20 protein-coding genes are annotated in these 20,701 nt (G+C 55.4%); 14 read left to right on the top strand and 6 right to left on the bottom strand.

The window, feature by feature from the left end; translation table 11 throughout:
* Positions 1–42: 42 nt before the first annotated feature.
* Positions 43–1,380: a 30S ribosomal protein S12 methylthiotransferase RimO gene (rimO, locus tag HOC_RS16365; protein WP_035540585.1), complete on the top strand. Its 1,338-nt coding sequence runs from the start codon at positions 43–45 to the stop codon at positions 1,378–1,380.
* Here rimO and HOC_RS16360 read toward each other — a convergent pair.
* On the bottom strand, positions 1,362–2,066 hold the full coding sequence (locus tag HOC_RS16360; RefSeq protein WP_035540583.1) for a DJ-1/PfpI family protein: 705 nt from the start codon (positions 2,064–2,066) through the stop codon (positions 1,362–1,364). The genes rimO and HOC_RS16360 overlap by 19 nt on opposite strands.
* A gap of 66 nt (positions 2,067–2,132) precedes the next feature.
* Between HOC_RS16360 and HOC_RS16355 the strand changes: the two genes are divergently transcribed.
* The 3 genes from HOC_RS16355 to HOC_RS16345 all read left to right on the top strand — a co-directional run bounded on the left by HOC_RS16355 (position 2,133) and on the right by HOC_RS16345 (position 4,783).
* The gene (locus HOC_RS16355) at positions 2,133–3,098 is read left to right on the top strand and encodes a GlxA family transcriptional regulator (RefSeq protein ID WP_035540626.1); all 966 of its coding nucleotides are present in this window, start codon (positions 2,133–2,135) and stop codon (positions 3,096–3,098) included.
* A 100-nt stretch (positions 3,099–3,198) separates the two neighbouring features.
* Positions 3,199–4,128: a GIN domain-containing protein gene (locus HOC_RS21485; protein ID WP_051625011.1), complete on the top strand. Its 930-nt coding sequence runs from the start codon at positions 3,199–3,201 to the stop codon at positions 4,126–4,128.
* A gap of 19 nt (positions 4,129–4,147) precedes the next feature.
* Entirely contained in the window at positions 4,148–4,783 is a 636-nt protein-coding gene (locus tag HOC_RS16345; protein WP_035540582.1) for a GIN domain-containing protein, read from the top strand.
* Here the strand turns inward: HOC_RS16345 and HOC_RS16340 are convergent.
* A complete protein-coding gene (locus HOC_RS16340; RefSeq protein ID WP_035540579.1) occupies positions 4,780–5,607 on the bottom strand; it encodes a polyphosphate kinase 2 family protein in 828 nt (275 codons plus the stop codon). The genes HOC_RS16345 and HOC_RS16340 overlap by 4 nt on opposite strands.
* A 75-nt stretch (positions 5,608–5,682) precedes the next feature.
* Entirely contained in the window at positions 5,683–6,300 is a 618-nt protein-coding gene (gene rpsD / locus HOC_RS16335; protein ID WP_034739547.1) for a 30S ribosomal protein S4, read from the bottom strand.
* Positions 6,301–6,483: 183 nt separating this feature from the next.
* Here rpsD and HOC_RS16330 point away from each other — a divergent pair, with 183 nt between their 5' ends.
* Both HOC_RS16330 and HOC_RS16325 read left to right on the top strand, forming a co-directional pair.
* Complete coding sequence (locus HOC_RS16330) at positions 6,484–7,305, top strand: SDR family NAD(P)-dependent oxidoreductase (protein ID WP_035540577.1); 822 nt, start codon at positions 6,484–6,486, stop codon at positions 7,303–7,305.
* An 84-nt stretch (positions 7,306–7,389) separates the two neighbouring features.
* Positions 7,390–8,388: a glycosyltransferase family 2 protein gene (locus HOC_RS16325; protein WP_051625010.1), complete on the top strand. Its 999-nt coding sequence runs from the start codon at positions 7,390–7,392 to the stop codon at positions 8,386–8,388.
* A gap of 15 nt (positions 8,389–8,403) precedes the next feature.
* On the opposite strand, the gene HOC_RS16320 is transcribed toward HOC_RS16325, so the two are convergent.
* The gene (locus HOC_RS16320; RefSeq protein ID WP_241767066.1) at positions 8,404–9,813 is read right to left on the bottom strand and encodes a lipopolysaccharide biosynthesis protein; all 1,410 of its coding nucleotides are present in this window, start codon (positions 9,811–9,813) and stop codon (positions 8,404–8,406) included.
* Positions 9,814–9,890: 77 nt separating this feature from the next.
* The gene (locus HOC_RS16315; protein ID WP_051625009.1) at positions 9,891–11,102 is read right to left on the bottom strand and encodes a glycosyltransferase; all 1,212 of its coding nucleotides are present in this window, start codon (positions 11,100–11,102) and stop codon (positions 9,891–9,893) included.
* Between the two features lie 163 nt (positions 11,103–11,265).
* Between HOC_RS16315 and HOC_RS16310 the strand changes: the two genes are divergently transcribed.
* The 8 genes from HOC_RS16310 (at position 11,266) to HOC_RS16275 (ending at position 19,723) form a co-directional block, all read left to right on the top strand.
* Positions 11,266–12,498 (top strand): glycosyltransferase, encoded by a 1,233-nt coding sequence (locus HOC_RS16310; protein ID WP_035540573.1) that lies wholly within the window; start codon positions 11,266–11,268, stop codon positions 12,496–12,498.
* Between the two features lie 51 nt (positions 12,499–12,549).
* Positions 12,550–13,608: a glycosyltransferase family 2 protein gene (locus HOC_RS16305; RefSeq protein WP_051625008.1), complete on the top strand. Its 1,059-nt coding sequence runs from the start codon at positions 12,550–12,552 to the stop codon at positions 13,606–13,608.
* 159 nt (positions 13,609–13,767) lie between these two features.
* A complete protein-coding gene (locus tag HOC_RS16300) occupies positions 13,768–14,244 on the top strand; it encodes an acyltransferase (RefSeq protein WP_035540571.1) in 477 nt (158 codons plus the stop codon).
* Positions 14,245–14,302: 58 nt separating this feature from the next.
* Entirely contained in the window at positions 14,303–15,358 is a 1,056-nt protein-coding gene (locus HOC_RS16295) for a Gfo/Idh/MocA family protein (protein WP_035540569.1), read from the top strand.
* Positions 15,355–16,446, top strand: coding sequence for a DegT/DnrJ/EryC1/StrS family aminotransferase (locus HOC_RS16290; protein ID WP_035540568.1), 1,092 nt, complete (start codon positions 15,355–15,357; stop codon positions 16,444–16,446). Before HOC_RS16295 ends, HOC_RS16290 begins: the two co-directional genes overlap by 4 nt.
* 78 nt (positions 16,447–16,524) lie before the next feature.
* On the top strand, positions 16,525–17,502 hold the full coding sequence (locus HOC_RS16285) for an NAD-dependent epimerase/dehydratase family protein (protein ID WP_035540567.1): 978 nt from the start codon (positions 16,525–16,527) through the stop codon (positions 17,500–17,502).
* A complete protein-coding gene (locus HOC_RS16280; RefSeq protein ID WP_035540565.1) occupies positions 17,499–18,638 on the top strand; it encodes a DegT/DnrJ/EryC1/StrS family aminotransferase in 1,140 nt (379 codons plus the stop codon). The genes HOC_RS16285 and HOC_RS16280 overlap by 4 nt, the downstream gene beginning before the upstream one ends.
* Before the next feature lie 29 nt (positions 18,639–18,667).
* A complete protein-coding gene (locus HOC_RS16275) occupies positions 18,668–19,723 on the top strand; it encodes a glycosyltransferase family 2 protein (RefSeq protein WP_051625007.1) in 1,056 nt (351 codons plus the stop codon).
* Between the two features lie 58 nt (positions 19,724–19,781).
* On the opposite strand, the gene HOC_RS16270 is transcribed toward HOC_RS16275, so the two are convergent.
* Positions 19,782–20,701: polysaccharide pyruvyl transferase family protein (locus HOC_RS16270; protein WP_035540563.1), on the bottom strand; the 920-nt coding region annotated here is incomplete at its 5' end.

The following is a 20,701-nucleotide window of genomic DNA, read 5'->3' as shown; positions in this document are numbered from 1 at the left end:
ATTCGGCTCGCAAACGCCCGGCGATGTGCTAAAGCGCGCGCCATGACAGTAACGACCATCACACCGAGCGCCCCGAAAGTGGGTATCGTTTCCCTTGGCTGCCCAAAGGCGCTGGTGGATTCAGAGCGCATCATCACCCGCCTGCGGGCCGAGGGATATCAGATCGCGCCGGACTATGCCGGAGCAGATCTCGTGCTCGTGAACACATGCGGATTCCTCGACAGCGCGCGCGACGAAAGCCTTGAGGCCATTGGTGAAGCAATTGAAGCCAATGGCAAAGTCATCGTGACCGGCTGTCTCGGCGCCGAGCCCGACGTGATCGAAAGGGCCCACCCGAAGGTGCTCGCGATCACAGGCCCGCATCAGTATGAAGACGTCATGGCGGCGGTGCATACCCACCTGACGCCTCCTCACAACCCGCATCTGGATCTGGTGCCCGAGGCAGGTCTGCGCCTCACACCACGCCATTACGCCTACTTGAAGATCTCCGAGGGCTGTAACAACCGCTGCAGCTTCTGCATCATCCCGAAATTGCGCGGCGATCTCGCGTCCCGGCCGATCCACCACGTCCTGACCGAAGCCGAACAGCTGGTCCGCGCGGGCGTCAAAGAACTCCTCGTCATCAGCCAGGACACGTCAGCTTATGGGCTTGATGTGGGCTACAAGCCTGAGACGTGGCGTGGGACGGAATACCAGACGCGCTTCCTGGATCTCGCCAAGGGGCTTGGCAGCCTCGGCGTGTGGACGCGGATGCACTATGTCTATCCCTACCCCCATGTCGATCAGGTCATCCCGCTAATGGCCGAAGGGCTGATCACGCCTTATCTCGACATTCCCTTCCAGCACGCCTCCGCAAATGTTCTGAAGGCGATGAAGCGGCCCGCCAAGCAGGACCGCGTCCTTGAGCGCATCCAGCAATGGCGCCGCGATGTGCCCGAACTGGCCATCCGCTCGACCTTCATTGTCGGCTTTCCAGGCGAGACGGAAGAAGATTTCGAAATCCTTCTAGACTTCGTTCGCGAAGCCAAGATTGATCGTGCCGGCTGCTTCAAATACGAAAACGTCGCTCATGCCGACAGCCGCACCCTTCCCGGCCACGTCGATGAAGCGGTGAAGGAAGAGCGTTGGCACCGCTTCATGCAGGTTCAGGCTGAGGTCTCCGCCGCGCGCGCCGAAGCGCAGATTGGCTCAGTGCAGGATGTCATCATCGACGGCGCCGGCGATGAGGCAGGGATCATGATTGGTCGCACGAAAGCTGATGCACCGGAAGTCGACGCCGTTGTGTATCTCGAAAACGCAATGCACCTGAAACCGGGTGATATTGTGCCAGTGGAGATCGACGGCGCCGACGATTACGACCTCTACGGACGCCCAGCCTGAGCAAGCATTCGCTGGCCAGCTTCATGGGCTTCGGCGCGTCGCTGATCCATCAACTTGCCCATATGCGCTGAATAGGCCGAGAGCGTTTCAGCCTCAGCGAGTTCCGGCCGACCACCCGGGAATGGCGGCGAGGGCGCGTATTCGTATCCCAATGTCAGCGCTTTGGCGTAGGCTTCACCGGTGATCTCCGCCACCATGGTCAGCGCGAAGTCGATCCCTGCGGTGACGCCGCCACCCGTTATGGTGTTTCCGTCGCGAACCACCCGAGCTTCATCCACGATCGCGCCAAACTCGGGCAGCAATTCCCGCCAGGCCCAGTGACAGGCCGCGCGCTTGCCCTGCAGCAAGCCGGCCGCCCCAAGGATCAGCGACCCGGTGCATACGGAGGTGACATATCGCGCGCCGAGACCGAGACGCCGGACCTCCGAAACGAAAGCCTCATCCAGCGCCACCTGCGTCGCAGTCATGCCGCCTGGAACACAGAGTAGATCGCAATGCTCGATATCTGAGAGTTTCTTCGTTCGACCGATTACGAGATTGCCCTCTGCCGTCACCTCACCGCCATCCCGGCTGGCGATCATTGTGGAAGCATTCGGCAAGCGGCAAAGCACTTGGTGGGGTCCGGTAAAGTCGAGATGGGTCATGTTGTCGTAGATTGCGAAGACGGTGGTGAAGGGCTGGCTCATGTGGATCTCCTTGCTGACATCCTGAATTTGGCCTAGATGCCGTTTGGCAGAAAGGACGTTGTTCCCATGAATTCCGCCATTCTCACCACGCGCGACATAGGCGTCCTCATCTTTGAGGGCTTCCAGCTGCTTGACGCGGCTGGGCCGATCACAGTTTTCGAGATGCCGGTGCGAGGCATGAACCCGAGCCCCTATCGGCTGACCATCTACTCGCTCAAGGGTGGTCCGGTGAGATCGTCCAGCGGCGTATCGATGTACTCCGAATCTTTACCAACCGGCTTGACGCTGGACACACTTGTCGTATCCGGCGGTGAAGGCACGCGCAGCGCGATGCACGACGATTCCATGCTAAGCGCGATCCGGGACATGTCTTTGCGGACAAGGCGCACAACGTCCGTTTGTTCGGGCGCGTTCCTTCTCGCGGCGGCAGGCCTGCTGGATGGCCGCAAAGCAACCACGCACTGGCGCCGGTGCCCTGATATGACCCGCAACTTTCCGGCCGTTAAGGTCGAACAAGACCGCATCTTCGTGCGCGACGGAAAATTCTGGACATCTGCCGGCATTTCCGCCGGGATCGATCTGGCGTTGGCCCTTGTCGAGGAAGATCTTGGAGAAGATGTTGCCCGGGAATCTGCCCGGGAGTTGGTCGTCCATCAACGGCGGCATGGTGGCCAATCCCAATTTTCGGTGATGCAGGACGTGAAGCTAGCGTCCGGACGCTTCGACACACTGATCGACTGGCTCCGCGCGAACTTGGGAAGCGAACTGAAAGTCGAACAAATGGCTGAACATGCGGGGATGAGTCCCCGGAACTTTGCGCGCGTCTTTCGTACCGAAACGGGTACGACCCCTGCCCGCCTTGTCGAAAAGCTCAGGCTCGAAGCGGCGCGGGAACGTGTGGAGATGACTAGCATCTCGCTCCAGGAAATCGCGCAGCAGACCGGATTTGGCGAAGCCGAGCGTATGCGGGTGACCTTTATGCGGGCTTACGGGCAGCCCCCGATGGTTCTGCGCCGTCACCGCAGGGGATGAGAGGAAAAAGCTGCGATTGCCGAAAATTATCGAAAAACAACGATTGACTTATCGTATTTCGATATACAATAGTCTGACGAAATCAATATGGAGACGCCTCATGACACGCATCGCCCTGCCCCTTATCGTCCTGGCTGCCGCATTGGCGCCGATTGCCAGCGCAGAATCGAAATCCTTCCCGGCCGGCGACTTCACCGCGATTGATACGCGTGGCGCCGTGGACGTGATTTTCGAAACAGGCCCGGATGCCTCGATTTCAGTCGAACAGGATGACGGTGACTTCAGCGACATCTTCATCGAACAGAATGGCCAGACACTTCTGGTCAGTCGCAACAGCCTCCGCAACAAAGCCGGTTGGGCCCGCAATGTCTCTCTGTCCACCAAGAACGGACACAAAGTGGTCAAGGTAAACGGCAAGCGCGTACCTTCCTACACCATACGCGTCACCGCCCCGGCCCTTGAAGAGGTCTCCGTTGCAAACTCGTCGAGCCTCTCGGCATCAGGCCTCAACGTGTCCACATTCTCAGGGTCTGTGTCATCGAGTGCTGACCTGACGCTTTCGGGCACAGTGGAGCAGGCTAAGCTTCGCGCATCCTCAAGCGGTGATCTCAATGCAAAGCAGCTGGCGGCCACAAACCTCGACCTGGATGTTTCATCCAGTGCAGATGCCACAGCAAAAGTGCTCGGCGGCAAGCTCACCCTGGAAGCCTCCTCCAGTGCTGACGCTTCCATTGAGGCAACGGGTACTGAACTTGTTGGAATCGACGCCTCTTCCAGCGCCGACGTGGAAATCTCCGGAACCTGCCAGATGCTCAATGCCGCTGCATCTTCCAGCGCGAACGTATCTGCTGACGATATGCAGTGCGTAAACGGCGATATCCAGGCCAGCAGTGGCGCGGATGTGGATGCTTATATCAGCGGAAAGCTTGAGGCGCGCGCCTCCAGCGGAAGCGACGTTACCGTACGCGGCAATCCGGCAACCCGTGACGTGCGCGAATCCAGCGGCGGTGATATCGAGATCAAAGGCTAAGACCAGAGGAGCACGACATATGCGCAAGATGTTACTGGCAACGATTTGCCTCACCCTATCCACCTTTTCAGCAGCCCACGCCGACACGTCGCAATCCTATGACTTCACCGGATTCGACGAACTCGACATATCGGCGGGTGTGGACGTCTCTTTTGAAACCTCCTCGGAATACTCAGTCATAATCGACTTCGAGAAAGGCGGACCTGACGACATGAAACTGCGTCAGGATGGCTCGCGCCTCTACATCGCGCGGAAGGTCATATCGAACTGGGGAGATGACAAGGTGCGCGCAAAGGTACGCGTAACCAGCCCGGCCATGTCGGAAATCGAAGCGAGTTCAGGTTCCAGCATCCGCGCCAGCGGGCTGAGCGCTGATGTCCTCGTTCTCGACGCATCCAGCGGCGCGTCCATCAAGGCGGACGGGAAATGTGGCTCGCTGAAGATTGTTGCCAATTCAGGCGGCAATGCAAATGGCCGTAATGTATCGTGCGAGAAAGTTGCCGCGAATGCGTCCAGTGGCGGCTCCGTCTCTGCCACCGCTTCGCTCGAAGCCCATAGCCACACCTCAAGCGGCGGCAGCGTCGATATTTACGGCGACCCGCAGAAACGCGAACAGAACAAATCGATGTCTGGCGGCTCAACCAGCTTCCACTAACCGATATCGAAGTCGCCCGGCTTGTATTCAGAAACGGGCCATTCGAGCTTCATGTCTTCTAGAGCGCCGCGTACGAGCCGCGCTATCATGGCATTGCGGCGGGTTCGGCTATCCGACGGAATGACGTACCATGGCGCATGACGCGTGGAACAGCGCGTGACGGCTGTTTGATAGGCATCCATATATTGCGGCCAGAGCTTACGATCCTCGAGGTCGCCAGGATTGAACTTCCAGAGCTTGTGAGGCTCCTCAAGTCGCTCCGCGAGGCGAACACCCTGCTCTTCATAGCCGACATTCAGCATGCATTTAACGATGGTCACCCCATTTTCGGTGAGGTGTTTTTCAAATGCATTGATCTGTGCATAGCGCTGCTCGATCTCTTCCGCAGGCGCGAAACCGCGAACTTTTACGACAAGCACATCTTCATAATGAGATCGGTCAAAAATGCCTATATTGCCCTTCTTGGGAACAGCATTGTGAATGCGCCAGAGATAATCCCGCGCCAGTTCGTTTGAGCTTGGTGCCTTGAAGGCCTTCACTTCCATGCCGAGCGGGGTCGTATCCGAGAAGACGCCTTTGATTGTGCCAGACTTGCCTGATGTATCCATGCCCTGAAGTATGACGAGCAATGAGCGCTTGCCTTCAGCATACATCATGTCTTTCAGCTCGTTGATGGTAGCTGCGTCCTTCTTCAAGCTGGTTTCGGCATTCTCCTTATCCTCAAACAGCGACTTGTCGCCCGTGTCGCGCGATGACAGGTCGAATGTCTTGCCGGGCGCCGCGATAAGCGCCTGACGGGTAGCAGCGATACTTGGCGTGGACATTGATGTAGCTCCAAAACGACAAAGGCCGCACCAGTCTGGCGCGGCCTTTGCAAAAATTCAAGAAATTCAATCCTCTTACGAGGAGTAGAATTCCACGACCTGAGCAGGTTCCATCTGAACCGGATATGGCACGTCAGCCAGGCCCGGCACGCGAACATAGGTTGCCGACATGGCTTTAGGGTCGACATCGACATATTCCGGGATGTCGCGCTCAGGGCTACCCAGAGCTTCGAGGACGAGTGCGATATTACGTGATTTCTCACGGATCTGCACCACATCACCTGGCTTCAGACGAGCCGAACCGATGTTGCAGCGGCGACCATTGATCATGACATGACCGTGGTTGACGAACTGACGAGCGGCAAAGATCGTTGGAACGAACTTAGCGCGGTAAACGAAAGCTTCGAGGCGTGACTCAAGCAGGCCGATCAGGTTTTCTGCGGCGTTGCCCTTCATGCGGCTCGCTTCTTCATAGACGCGTGCGAACTGCTTTTCGGTGATGTCGCCGTAGTAGCCTTTGAGCTTTTGCTTGGCCATAAGCTGCATACCAAAGTCAGAGACCTTGCCGCGGCGGTTTTGGCCGTGCTGTCCTGGCTTGTAGTTACGCTTGTTGACGGGGGACTTTGCGCGGCCCCAGATATTTTCGCCGACCCGACGGTCGATCTTGTACTTCGCGCTGTGGCGACGTGACATGGTAGTACCTCATTTCGACGCGGGCCGGTGGGCGGCGCTCATTCGCACCCACGATTTCAACGGCGGCTCCGCACCAGCCCGTAGATAAGGAACGGCTAGAACACCAAAATCGCTGGCGCGTCAAGCCGCGCTCCTGCTACTGAAACAGCACAAAAAGCAGAATAATCATCTGGGAGGAATAAGATGAAGCGCATGGATGGACGAGTGGCAATCGTGACCGGCGGAGGCAGCGGCATTGGCAGAGCTTCCTGCCAAGCGCTTGCGCGTGAAGGTGCAGCCGTACTGGTTACCGATATCGACGAGGCCGGAGCTGCTGAAACCACGTCACTTATCACTCAGGACGGCGGCCAAGCGCTGGCTGCTAAGCATGATGTAGTGGATGAGGCCCGCTGGTACGAGATCATGACGCTCTGCGAGGAAAAGCTCGGTCAACCTTCAGTCATGGTCAATAATGCAGGCGTGGCCATTGGCGGCGCCATTCTAGAGTACAGCCTCGCTGACTGGCAAAAACAGATGGCGATCAACATGGATAGCGTGTTCTTGGGGACGCGGGCAGCCATGCAGGCGATGAAAGAGACTGGCGGCTCAATCATAAACATCTCGTCCGTTGCTGGCCTGCGGGGCGCATCCGGGGTCAGCGCGTATTGCGCGAGCAAAGGCGGCGTACGGCTGTTTACCAAGGCAGCCGCTGTTGAATGCGGTCAGCTCGGCTACCCTATTCGTGTTAACTCTGTGCATCCCGGCATTATCGACACCCCAATCTGGCAAAAAGGCATCACCCGCATGGTGGAGACCATGAGCGATGATCAGCGCGCCGCAATGGCGGCTCAAGCTGGCGCGAATGCGTTTGATGTTGATGCGATTGGGGCTCAATCAGCGCCCATGGGACGCGCTGGCCGTCCGGATGAAGTCGCCGCCTTGGTAGTTTTCCTGGCGAGCGACGCATCCAGCTATATCACCGGACAGGAACATGTCGTTGATGGTGGCATGACAGCCAAGTCCTAATGATGGATTCGAGCATACTCCGGCGCGAATATTGCATTTATACCGCTCTAAATTCGTATTCGCGCCATATGCAGGAGCGCCCCCTTGAGTGACATCACGGTTGTTATCCCTAGCTACAACAGCATCGCCACCATTGAGGCTGCGGTAGAGAGTGCGCTCTCCCAGACCATTCCGGTCAATATTATTGTGGTCGATGACGGCTCGAAGGATGAAACCGTCACCAAGGTTCAGCAACTCGTAAATCAGAATGCCAATCTGACGCTTATCGTGCAGCCACAGAACAGGGGCCCATCCGCAGCGCGAAACCGCGCAATATCAGAGGTCAAAAGCGGCTGGATAGCTATCCTTGATGCAGACGACTACATGTACCCGGACCGACTACGGAAAATGTTGGATGTCGGTGTAAACGAACAGCTCGACATCGTCGCAGACGACCTTGTTCGAGTGCCTGCCATTCCCCAGCCGGCCAGCGGCACGCGTCTCTGGGCAGATCAACCTATTGGCCTGGTTCGCATGGATGCAGGCATGTTTGCGCTCGAGAATCTCAATGCACGCACGGGCAGCCGCCGCGAGCTGGGCTATTTGAAACCGATCATCCGGACCGAGTTTCTTACAGCGAATGCGATCAGCTATAATGAGGATATGCGCCTGTCGGAGGACTACGACATTTATATGCGCTGCCTTCTGGCTGGCGCCCGTTTCGGTCTCATCGACCCATGCGGATATTTCTCGGTCGACTACCCGAACTCATTGTCAAAGGAATTCGCCTCCGCAGATCTACGGCGGGTGCTTGATCGGGATCGTGAGTACCTTACGCATTCCGGCCTAACGGCTGAAGCGAGACAATCAATATCCCGCCACAAGATGCAGGCCTACAAGCATTGGTCATGGATGCATCTGATCGAACGAGTCCGGGAACGCGATCTTGTGGGGGCGCTCGCGACGTTCGCGGCACCTCCTGAGATTGGAGCAACCCTTGTCACTCGCATCGTGCGTCATGCGCTTGGCAAGGAGCCTGTGCCACAGTCAGTTGAACGAGAGGCCAAGGTCCAGCCTATCGAAAAGATACTGGCTGCATCGTAGTTTACGGCAGACTTACTAAACAGCGCCCTTGGCAATTGTGATCGCCTCTTCCCGGCGTCCCTGCGCGACCATGATCAATGCCTGAACGATGCGCTTCGCAAGCGTTGGCGAGAGAAGCGACAAGGCCCCGACATATGACACAACGCCAACACTGACCAGAATGACCATTTCCAGCAAGGCATGTATGGAATCCTGGATCATCTGCATGCTGACCCAGACAATGACACCCATAATCACCGACGCCAAGAAAGCTGATGAACCAGCAATGACCTGGCGCTTCATCGGAAAACCGATCGAGGATTTGACCGCATAGGCACCAAGCGCCCATGTCACAAGCGTCTGGGCAAACATGGCCAAGGCGACAGCCTCAAGGCCGATGTGAATGGTTGCCCCAACAGCCAGCACCGTAAGAACCAGCCCCACCAGAGAGATTTTGAACGTCCAGTCGACACGTCCCACCCCATTCAGGACGCCTGAATTGAAAGCGGTCGTTGGTGTGCGAAGTCCCATAAGCAGGAAAACCTGTATGGTCGGAACGGCCGGCACCCACTGATCGCCGAACACAACGGGGATCGCGACAGGCGCCAAAACACAGGCCCCGATGAAGGTCGGATAAGCAATCAAAGCCGCGAGTTTCATTGCGCCTTCGATCGCACGATAGAGCGTGGGAAGGTCATGCTGTGTTTGTGCGGCAACCGGCAGCGACACGGCCGCAAAAGGCGTCACGAATGCAGCCTTCGCCTGATCAAGCAGTCGCACCGCCATGTTGAACATGCCGAGTGCGGCCGGGCCGAGGATGGCGCCTACCAAGCCTCGCGAAACCGTCCCGTCGGCCGCTACGACCACTTTCGTTGCCATGTTGAACGAGTTGAAACGCGAAAGTTCCCGTGTTTCGGCCCAACTTGACTTAAACGAAGGCTTCCATTTGGCCATCGCAGTAAATGCGATGAGCCGGACCACTCGACGGGCGAGTTCCATGTAGATTAGCGCCCAGGCGCTCTGAAGCGTGAATGCCAGCACGATACCCACGACTGCCGCAACAATCGTACCCATAACGTCAACAAGTGTAATTTCGCTATATCTCAGATCACGCTGCAGGAGCGCTGCCGGAACGGAGGTTAGTGCCCCGATGAACAAAGATATGGAGAATAACCGTATCATTGGGACAAGTTCAGCGTGATCGAACGCATGCGCGATCAATGGTGCCGCGAAATTTATTCCAAGCCAGAAGACCGCTGCCAGTACAAGCGACTGCATGAAAACCGAACTAATGTGGCCCGCCTGAAGATCACGGCGCTGTATCAATGCATCATTCAGGCTGCCCGACGCGAAAATCTCTGGAATAGAGAAAATGACCAATGTCATGCCAAAAATACCGAAATCCATCGGCGACAACAGGCGCGCGATGAATACCAGCGACAGCATGCTGCCTGCCATGCCAAACCAGTTGCCAAGCGCATTCAGGGCAACCGCTTTGCCGGCGCGTCGAAGCAGACTCTGTGTCATTTGGAGCGATCGACTTTCTGAAACAGCCTCATCGAAGCAGCTGCTTCGTGCTGGTAGCGCTTTGAAAATATGGACGATGCTTTGCCAAGCTTGTTCATTAGCAGGAAATATCTAACAGAATTCCAACGGTTTTCACTAAATAGTGCTGAGCGAACGCGCCATCTCAGGCCACGCGCAAGCGAGGCGACAATTTGCGAGCCTATCTCGGAAGACATGGCCAACTTGCACAGTTCGTCCACCAGTTTGGGGTCCTTCAAGACCTCGTCACAGCCATATTTAGATGCGAGAGCCCGCCTCAATGCCGTGATTTCCGAGGGTGTAAGAGGTTCGTCACTGGTGGCTGCCGCTTCTCTGAGATCATCCATGGTATGCGACCAGAGTTTTTTGCGGGCCATCACCGCACTCCGCCTGATCAGCGCATGGCGTTTGGAAGCCTGGTTATGGACTTTCTTGCCTTTGCCCAGGTATTCGCTGAGCTTGAGCTGGGGGTGAATGCTACGAAAAATGATCTTGTCAAATTGCGCCCAAGACGATGACATCGCCTCAAAATCCACCTGATTTTCCTTAGTTCCCCTGACACCATCGTGAATGCGCTGCCGGAATATGTAGTCTTCCGTGGACACGGGCGTCGCGACCCGCGCAAGACGGATCAGCATGTCATAGTCCTGTGAGCGCACGAGGTTCTCATCGAACGGTCCGACCATGTCGTAGAGTTCCTTGCGAACAATCATGCCTGGTTGATGCGCAAACATATCTTCGAGTGTCGCGGCCAGAAACTCGTCGGATTCACAGTCGCGCCAGTAACCGTCTCCAAGTATGCGCACGGCACCCATAGTATCGACCGTGAAGCGCTCATGACGGCCATAAGCCATATTGGCGTCAGGCGCGTTCAACAGGACCTTCATCAAGGTCGCGAGTCCATCAGGAAGCGCCAAGTCGTCGTCGTCAAAAATCCAGACCAATCCGTCCGAGACCAATTCCAGGGCCATATTTAACGCGGCGGCTTTACCGCCGTTGGGCTTCGAGATGACGTCTACACGTCCTTCATAAGCTTTGAGTACCTCAAGCGTATCGTCATTGGATCCGTCGTTAATGACGATGATTTTGTGAATAGGCCAAGTTTGAGCCAAGAGGGACTCTATGCTCTCTACCAGAAAGCCCGACCTGTTGAAGGTCGGAATGAGGACCGTAACATTGTTACTCGTCATATTTTGTTCCGACATTACTACAGATGCTCGCTTCTGACCCCAAATTGGTACGCCAAGTCATGGCACCGAACTTGCTCTGACAGCTGTAGCAAATTGTGCGCCAACCCGTCATGCTAACAGCAGTTCACGAGTTCCGGTTCCGGCGAAAATGGAGGCTCAGCGAATGAAAATCGCTTTTTTTGTCAATGCTTTCCCGATGATGTCGGAAGCGTTCATCGCCAACAGCGCCGCGGCTTTGATTGATCATGGACATAGCGTGGACATTTACGGGATCGGAAATGTCGAGCCAACTGGTCTTTCGGTCAAAGCGCTTGTGGGCCATGGGTTGGACAAGCACACTGTGAATATGAGGTGGCCCAATTCCGGAACGGCAAGATTTGCCGGTCTGCCGGCCGCTCTGGGCACAATCGCACGGAAAAACGGGATTGTGTCGCTGACGCGGCTTCGCCCCGACATCTATCGCCGCTCACTGGTCGATCTGTCGGCGTTTTACCAAGCGAGTGGTTTTGAGGGAGGCGGCGAGTATGACATTCTTCACTGCCAATTTGCGACACTCGCCGAGAGTGTCATCAAACACCGCAAGGCCGGTTTCTTGAGCGGCAATATTGTCGTTAATTTCAGGGGATATGACATTACTGAAACCGTCGAAGCGGTCGGCCCCCATGTCTTCGATCATGTATGGCCAGAAGCAGGCAGCTATATTGCAAATTGCGACTATTTCCGTCGAAAAGCGATCGCGCTCGGCTGCCCGGAGGACCGCATTGGCGTTATAGGGTCGGGCATACGGCTGGAGAACTTTCCCTTTTCGTCACCTCGCCTGACCAAAGGTGAACCACTCAAATTCCTGATGGTCGGACGGCTGATTGAACGGAAAGGCTTTCACATCGCGATGCGAGCGATTGCTCAGTTCCAGAAACAGTCTTCACAACGGATCAAAGTGGATATCGTCGGCAATGGACCGATGCGAGAAGACCTAACAAGCTTAGCGTCCGGCCTAGGCATCGCCAATGCCGTGAATTTCCATGGCGCTTGCGATCACTCGGAAATTGCGAGCCTGATAGGCCAGACCGACATCTTTCTGGCGCCTTCCATGACCAGCGCAATTGGTGGCCAGGATGCCCCCGTCAATACGCTTAAAGAGGCCATGGCCATTGGCCGACCCGTAATCGGCACGCATCATGGCGGCATACCTGAACTCGTCATCGAAGGCGAAACGGGCGCCTTGGCCAAGGAAGGCGACGTCGCCAGTCTTTGCGAAGCCATCGAGCGGCTCGTATTGAATCGCGCGGACTGGCCCGCACTGACACATCGGGCACGCAAAAAGGTCGAGTCGATGTACGCTCTCGATACCTGTACCGATCAATTGATCCGCCATTATGAGAAAAACCTCCATTGAGCCTCCTCGCGCCCACTCCCGCAAATCGTGACAAGTTGAAAGTCTAATCCCATGACGAATTTAAAGAACAATCAGGCCGATGTGACGGTAGTGGTAACAGCGCGCGACCGATTCAGTCTCGCTGTCAGGTCGCTTGAAAACCTGGTAGCTGTCACGCGGCATCCCTACAAACTCATCTATATTGATGCGGGGAGCCCGCCCTACGTTGCGAAGAACCTGAAACAAATTTGCGAGAAAAATGCCTTTGAATATGTGCGCTTTGACCATTTTCTTAGCCCCTGCCAGTCCCGCAATCGTGGGCATCACATGTCCAGCACAAAGTATGTGGCGTATATTGAAAATGATGTCATGGCGTCTGAAGGCTGGCTCGAAGCGCTGATCAAGTGTGGCGAGGAAACCGGCGCGGAGGTCGTCCAGCCTCTGATATGCCAAGGCATGCCGCTGCACACGGAAATTCACCAGGCTGGCGGAAACTTCACTGAAGATATGGATGCCTTCTTCAATGGCCCCACCCAATCGCGCCGTCTTACGGACAAGCACCTCAACCACCAAGGCAAGCGTGTCGACGAGGTCGAACTGGAACGTACGGAAACCCAAGTCTGCGAAGTCCACTGCATTCTGGTCAGGCGGGACACATTCGAGCGGTTCGGCGATTTCGACGAGAACATGCCTTGCTCCAAGGACCATATCGACTTCAGCATAACAATCTGGGCCAATGGCGGAAGGATCATGCTGGAACCCTCTTCAGTGGTCACATTCTGCCATCCTGATCGCCACAATCCGGTCGAGGTAATGGACCGACCCATCTTCATTTTGCGCTGGTCGCCCAATTGGCAGCGCAAAAGCCTCAACCACTTCCGCAAGAAGTGGGGTCTCGAATCTGACCCTTATTTCGAGAAGTATCAAAAACTGACCAAATGGCGTTATCATGATGGCGTCGTTCGACCCATGATCCGCAAACTACCCATGATCGGTCACAGCTACAAAGTTCAGGCAATTGCCTCCAAAGCCATGCTGCCCCTCATCAGTGCGGTAGGAACCCACCTAGGAAACAAGCAAGCCTCGCAAACGGCCAACTGGAACAGTCGAGAAGTCCCCACTTCCCGCTGAAGTCCTAACCTTGCAAATTCGGCCTGTGGTGCGCCCATACAGGCCGGATTTTCAAGCTTTGCCTGTATCCACGAGCTTTTTCCCTTGCGTCAAAACATTGCACAGAACTTGGTTTGACACTTGCATACCGCTGGGCCATCAAGCTTTCGGGGACCGCAAATGCCTATTTCGGATACAGTCAGATTAATCGGTGATGTAACCATTCATCATCCGGCGCTCGTCAACCTGTACGGATGTCAGGTCGGCGACGGCAGCCGTATTGGCGCCTTTGTCGAGATCCAGAAGGGCGCGACAATTGGCGAAAAGTGCAAGATTTCATCTCACACTTTCATCTGCGAAGGCGTGACAATTGAAGATGAAGTGTTCGTGGGCCACGGCGTCATGTTTACCAATGACCGCTTCCCACGCGCAACAAATCCTGATGGTTCAGCTCAGTCTGATGAAGATTGGACGCTTGAATTCACACAAGTTAAACGCCGGGCCTCTATAGGATCCAACGCAACGATCATGTGTGGCATCACGATCGGTGAAGGGGCGCTCATTGCCGCAGGTGCGGTCGTGACCAAAAACGTCCCGGATCACGCTATTGTAGCTGGAGTGCCAGCAAAGGTAGTTGGTGATGTCCGTAACAGCTAAGAACACCACCGGCAAAACCGTCCGCGGCCCTGCCACTAAACCACATAAAGGGCCGAGAATGAGCGCCGGAACTGAAGAAACGAAATTGGTCAATATTGGCGTGGTTGGATACGGCTATTGGGGGCCGAACCTCGTCCGTAACTTTTCCGAGCTGCAGCAGGCACGCGTTCACACAGTCGCAGACCTGAATCCAAAGGTTCTTGAGATCGTTGCGCGTCGCTTCCCTGCAACCAAAACGACGACCGACTTCCAGGAAATGATCCGGGATCCGGAGATTGATGCGGTTGCCATTGCAACACCCGTAAACACCCACTTCTCCCTTGCCATGGCCGCCCTCAAGGCCGGCAAGCATGTGTGGCTTGAGAAGCCGATGGCTGAAACATCGTTGCAGGCCCGCGCATTGGTCGAAGAGGCGGAAAAGCGCGGTCTGATCCTCCATGTCGACCACACATTCATCTACACCGGCACTGTCCGGAAGATGAAAGAGCTTATCGACGCCGGCGACCTCGGGAAAATTCTCTACTACGATTCAATTCGCGTGAACCTCGGCCTGTTCCAACGCGACGTGAATGTGATTTCCGACCTTGGTGTCCACGATTTCTCGATCCTCGATTACCTCTTCGATGAGCACCCGGTGGCCGTGTCGGCAGCAGGTATCAACCACTTCCCGGGCACCCCGGAAAATCTCGCGTACATCACATTGTTCTACGAAAGCGGCCTGATTGCTCACGCCAATGTGTCATGGCTGGCCCCTGTAAAGGTGCGCCAGATCCTGATTGGCGGCGCCAACAAGATGATCACCTATGATGATCTCGAGCCGTCCGAAAAACTGAAGATCTACGACAAGGGCGTCAGCTTCACGGATGACCCGAAGCAGATCCACGAAATGCGTGTGGGCTATCGGACGGGCGACATGTGGGCGCCGAAAGTCGATGGCGCTGAAGCGCTCCGCGTTGAAGGCGAACATTTCGTTGATTGTATCGTCAATGGCACCAAGCCAATCACCGATGGCCATCTGGGTCTTCGTGTTGTCGAAGTCATCGAAGCCGCAACCAGCTCCATGCGGGGCCGCGGTGAAACCGTCCATCTCCCACGTCAAGGAAAGTCCGCATGATCCCGTTTGTTGACCTGAAGGCCCAGTATCACTCGATCAAGCCTGAAATCGATGCGGCCATCCAGGGTGTGCTTGAAAGTTGCGCCTTCACGTTGGGGCCAGACGTCGTAGAGCTTGAAAAAGAATATGCGGCCTATTGCAACAATACGTACGCTGCAGGCGTGAACAATGGCACTAGCGCTCTCCACCTTGCCCTGCTCGCCGCCGGCGTGGGGCCGGGCGATGAGGTTATCACCATTCCGCACACCTTCGTGGCCTCAGCAGCAGCCATCTATTATACAGGCGCTGCCATCAAGCTGTGTGACATTGACCCCATCACTTACACTATGGACCCTGTCGCTCTTGAAGCCGCCATCACATCACGCACCAAGGCAATTATCCCCGTCCACCTCTACGGCCAAATGGCCGACATGGACCCCATCATGGCCCTCGCAAAGAAGCATGGCCTAATTGTCCTTGAAGATGCAGCGCAGGCACATGGTGCAGAATACAAAGGCAAGCGCGCCGGCTCTATAGGTGATCTCGCTGGTTTTTCATTTTACCCCGGCAAAAATCTCGGCGCAGCGGGTGAAGGTGGCATGGTCGTCACGGGCAATGCCGAGTTCAATCGCAAGGTCCGTATGCTGCGCGACTGGGGCGCAGAAAAGAAGTATCATCACGAACTGAAAGGCTTCAACATGCGCCTTGAGGGAATCCAGGGTGCCGTGCTTCGTGTAAAGATGAAGTATATCGAGAAGTGGACCGAGATGCGCCGGGACGCCGCTGGCAGGTATGATGAAATGTTCGCTGGCAGCGGCATCGAAACGCCTGTCCAGATGGACAACCGTCGGCACGTCTATCATCTCTACGTGATCCGCACAGCCGAGCGCGAACGGTGGATCAAAGAGCTAAACGGCAAGGGAATACAGACAGGCATCCACTACCCCTTCCCCGTACACTTGCTGCCGGCCTATGCCGACCTCGGTTACAAACAGGGCCAGTTCCCCCATTCAGAGAAGGCGGCCAATGAAGTGTTGTCCCTTCCGATGTATCCGGAGCTAACAGGCGACATGCAGGCCGAAGTCGTTGAGGCGGTGAAGGCGCTCTAGAGACCCCTAATCCCAGTGAGAAATTCAGCGTCGTTTCATCACGACCCAAAAGCATAGAGTAAGACAAAGGCGACTAAAATGAATCTCGACGGCGCGAACATCCTGGTCACGGGCGGGTGTGGCCTGATTGGCTCCACGACCATCGACCAGATTTTGTCAACGAGCAGCCCGAAGAAGATCGTGATCTTTGACAATCTTGTTCGCGGCTCCATGCGTAACGTGAATGAGATCATGCAAGATTCCCGCGTTGAGCTTGTCAAAGGTGATATCCGTGACGTGAAAGCCGTTATGGATGTGACCGCTGGCGCGGATGCCGTGATTCACATGGCCGCCATACGCATCACTGCCTGTGCGGCTGATCCGCGCGAAGCGATGGAAGTCATGTGTGACGGCACATATAACGTGATTGAAGCGGCACAGAAGTGTGGCGTACAGAAAGTTCTCGCGGCGTCGTCTGCGTCCATCTATGGAATGGCGGATACATTCCCCACCACAGAGGATCACCACCCCTACAACAACCGCACATGGTATGGCGCGTCCAAGATCATGCTTGAGGGGCTGCTACGCTCGTTCAATGACATGTACGGCCTGAACTATGTCTCGACCCGCTACTTCAATGTGTATGGACCGCGCATGGACATCCACGGCAAGTATACGGAAGTTCTTGTTCGCTGGATGCAGCGTATTGAAGAAGGCACCCCGCCCCTTATTCTCGGCGATGGCAAAACTTCGATGGACTTCATCAACATAGAAGATCTCGCGCGCGCCAACGTTCTGGCGCTGAAATCGGACGTGTCCGACGAAGTCTTCAATATCGCTTCTGGCGTAGAAACTAATCTGAACGAACTAGCGGCAGCATTGATGAAGGTGATGGGGGCTGATCCGTCCATGATACCGGAATATGGCCCCGAGCGTTCCGTCAACCCGGTGGCCCGGCGACTGGCCGACACATCGAAGGCGGAGAAGCTCCTGGGCTTCAAGGCGGAGATTGATCTTGAAGAAGGCCTTGAGCGCCTGGTCTCCTGGTGGCGAGCCAACAAGGACATGTTCGAATGATACCGATTATCAGACCTGTCATGGACCAGGCCGAGGCCGACGCCGCTGCGCGGGTCATCCTGTCAGGCTGGATAACCCAAGGCCCTGAAGTAGCTGCTTTCGAGAAGGAATTTGCGGCGTATATGGGCGCCGAGCATGCCGTGGCCGTATCGAACTGCACAACCGGCCTTCACCTTGCGCTCCTCGCTGCAGGCGTCGTTGCAGGTGATGAGGTCATTACAGTCAGCCACTCCTACATCGCCACGGCAAATGTAGTGCGCTATTGCGGCGCCGAGCCGGTATTCGTTGATATTGACCCGGCAACCTTCAACATGGATCCGACGCTGATTGAGGCAGCCATAACTGCCAAAACGCGCGCAATCTTGCTGGTACATCAAATGGGTATGCCAGCAGATCTCGCAGCAATCGTTACCATAGCGCGCAAGCACGGCCTGAAAGTCATTGAGGACGCGGCCTGCGCAGCTGGATCCGAGATAAAATGGCAAGATGAATGGGAAAAGGTCGGTCGTGTCCGCGGAGACGCAGCCGTCTTTTCATTCCATCCACGCAAGATCATGTCGACGGGTGATGGCGGCATGATAACTACACCGCACGATGATTGGGCCGCAGAGTTTCGACTTCTGCGTCAGCACGGCATGAGTGTTCCAGACACTGTTCGGCACAAAGCCAATACAGTCATCTTCGAAACCCATCCAGTGATGGGTTACAACTACCGTATGACAGATATTCAGGCCGCTGTTGGCCGCGAGCAACTGAAGCGCCTGCCCGGCATTACCGCCCGCCGTCGTGAGATTGCTCAAGAGTATAAAACCCAACTCGCCCCAGCTCAGTGGATTGGCCTACCCGAAGAACCGACATGGGCACGATCAAATTGGCAGAGCTTTTCGGTAAAAATACCTTCCACGAGCGATCAACGAGAAGTCATGCAGAAAATGCTCGATGCAGGCGTGTCTACACGCCGCGGAATTATGTGTGCCCACAGAGAAGAAGTTTATAGCAATATGCCTCTCAATGCTCCGCTTACCCATTCCGAATTCGCTCAAGACAATCGCATCATATTGCCGCTCTATCCTCAGATGAATAACGACGATATTGTTTTTGTAAGCGATATGTTGAAAAAAGCGACGCGCAAGTAAGCGTCAATCTGAGCTGGGGCGGGAGCAAATTGGCCGAGATTCTGAATACGCCTCGTGTAGATGTGGTAATTCCCTGCTACAACTACGCTAAATATCTCGAATATTGTGTTGAGACTGTTCTTTCGCAACGCGACGTTGAAGTCAGGGTACTCATCCTTGATGACTGCTCACCTGACAATACCCCAGAAGTAGGCCAGCGCCTAGCAGCATCCGATAACCGCGTGACCTATTCCCGCAACGCAAGCAACCTCGGCTTAGTTGGCACCGCCAATCGTGGTGTAATCGAATGGGCCACAGCGCCGTATACGTTACTTTTGTCCGCAGACGACGCACTTACACCTGGCGCTTTGGCCCGTTCGACCGAAGTCATGGAGCGCAATCCCGAAATTGGGATGACCTATGGCATGGCGGTTGTTGTCAACGAAATTAATGATGAGTATCCCGCCGAGGATCAGGACGAATTCGACTTTCGCAAGGTGTCAGGCAAGCGGTTTATCGAACGGTTTTGCCGAAACAAAAACCCCGTAGCTTCGCCAACGGCACTTGTACGGACTAGCACACAGAAGGCGATAGGCGGCTACAATCCTGACTTTCCACACACGTGCGACGTAGAAATGTGGATGAGGTTTGCCACCCAAAGCGACATCGGGGTGGTGAATGCGCCTCAAGCCTATTACCGGTGGCATGATAATAACATGTCTTCAAAATACATTAGCCAGCCCATGGGTGATTTACGTGAGCAATTTGAGACGTGTGTGTATTCCTGCCGGGTTTGGGGAGGCCATATCGTTGAGTTCCCGATATGGATAAACGAGATGCGCACGCGTTTTGCTTCAGAGGCATTTTGGCTGGCTGGAATTGCACTACAAAAAAAAGACAAAAATGCCGCTAAGGAGTGCCTCAAGTTCGCGCTAGACTTGCGCCCAGACTATTGGAAACTGAGAAGCTGGTGGGTATATCAAGCTAAGCGTTTGCTTGGCGCTCGCAGTTATGCCCAGATCCAGCTATGGAGCGGGAGAAGCAATACGCAATACCAACCGTTTACGCACGGCGCGCAATTTGGGTGGTGGCCCGACAGCGAGTAATATTCAAATGAATTTTTTTCGGAGACGAACAATATCTATTCATAAAAGATAGATAGACCTAACATGCGCGTCGACGCTCCGTAACCTGCGGGTATGCGAGAGCATAAGCGACCTCCAGCGCCTCCTCGGGCTCGTCCGCCCAATGAAGCGTATTATAAGTATGACTCGAATACTCCCATACGCTGCGGTTCTTGCCAAAGCGGTCGGGCAGAAGAACGCAGGGCTGACCACGCAATACGGCGAGAACGTGCGGATGCAGTCGGTCCGTGACAAGCACGCTCCCCTGATCAAGCAAACGATTTCCATTAGAAAGAACGTGCTGCGATATCGCACGGTATGACGCGCCGACAATCCTATTTGTGAATGACAGCACATTTGGCACTTTACGGCCGAGCTTCGACCCGACACGCCCCGCCATCACGTTGACCACTCTACGCTCCAGTGATGGCCAGTCAAATTTCATTACATCATCGGGCACTTTGAAGCCCGCACTCTCCATGTCGTTTCGTGCGAGCCAGATCACATCATGCTGGATGAGATCAGTGATGCGCGGCTGGGGAGGTAAGAGGAAAGCCGAGTCGTGGATGGTGACGACCGATATATGATCGGGAAACACATCTCGCGCCGATGCTGCGCTCACAGGATCGCGTGCCATCATGATAACGTCTCGATGCTCGCCAAAAATCGTGCTCGCCTCCCGCCGATCGTCTTCGTCAACAAACAGCATTGTCGACGGTAGAGAGATGAGGCGATTGTCAGGGCATGCTGCAGCCACCGCGCGCTTAATCGCTGCGTGCTCGGGCCACAGTCGCGATACCGAAACGCCACCAATGAACAAGATTGTACCATCACCAACCGTCTCAATCATATCGGACATATTGAAGTCCCAATCGCTTGCCAGGTAGGCTATGCGAATACCTCTATTCTCAAGGTACTCGGTAATAGCCAGCCACATCATGTGATTGCCGACATTGTCAT

The organism is Hyphomonas oceanitis SCH89 (genome assembly GCF_000685295.1).
GTDB classification, from domain to species: domain Bacteria; phylum Pseudomonadota; class Alphaproteobacteria; order Caulobacterales; family Hyphomonadaceae; genus Hyphomonas; species Hyphomonas oceanitis.
This window is presented reverse-complemented; position numbering and strand designations above follow the sequence as displayed.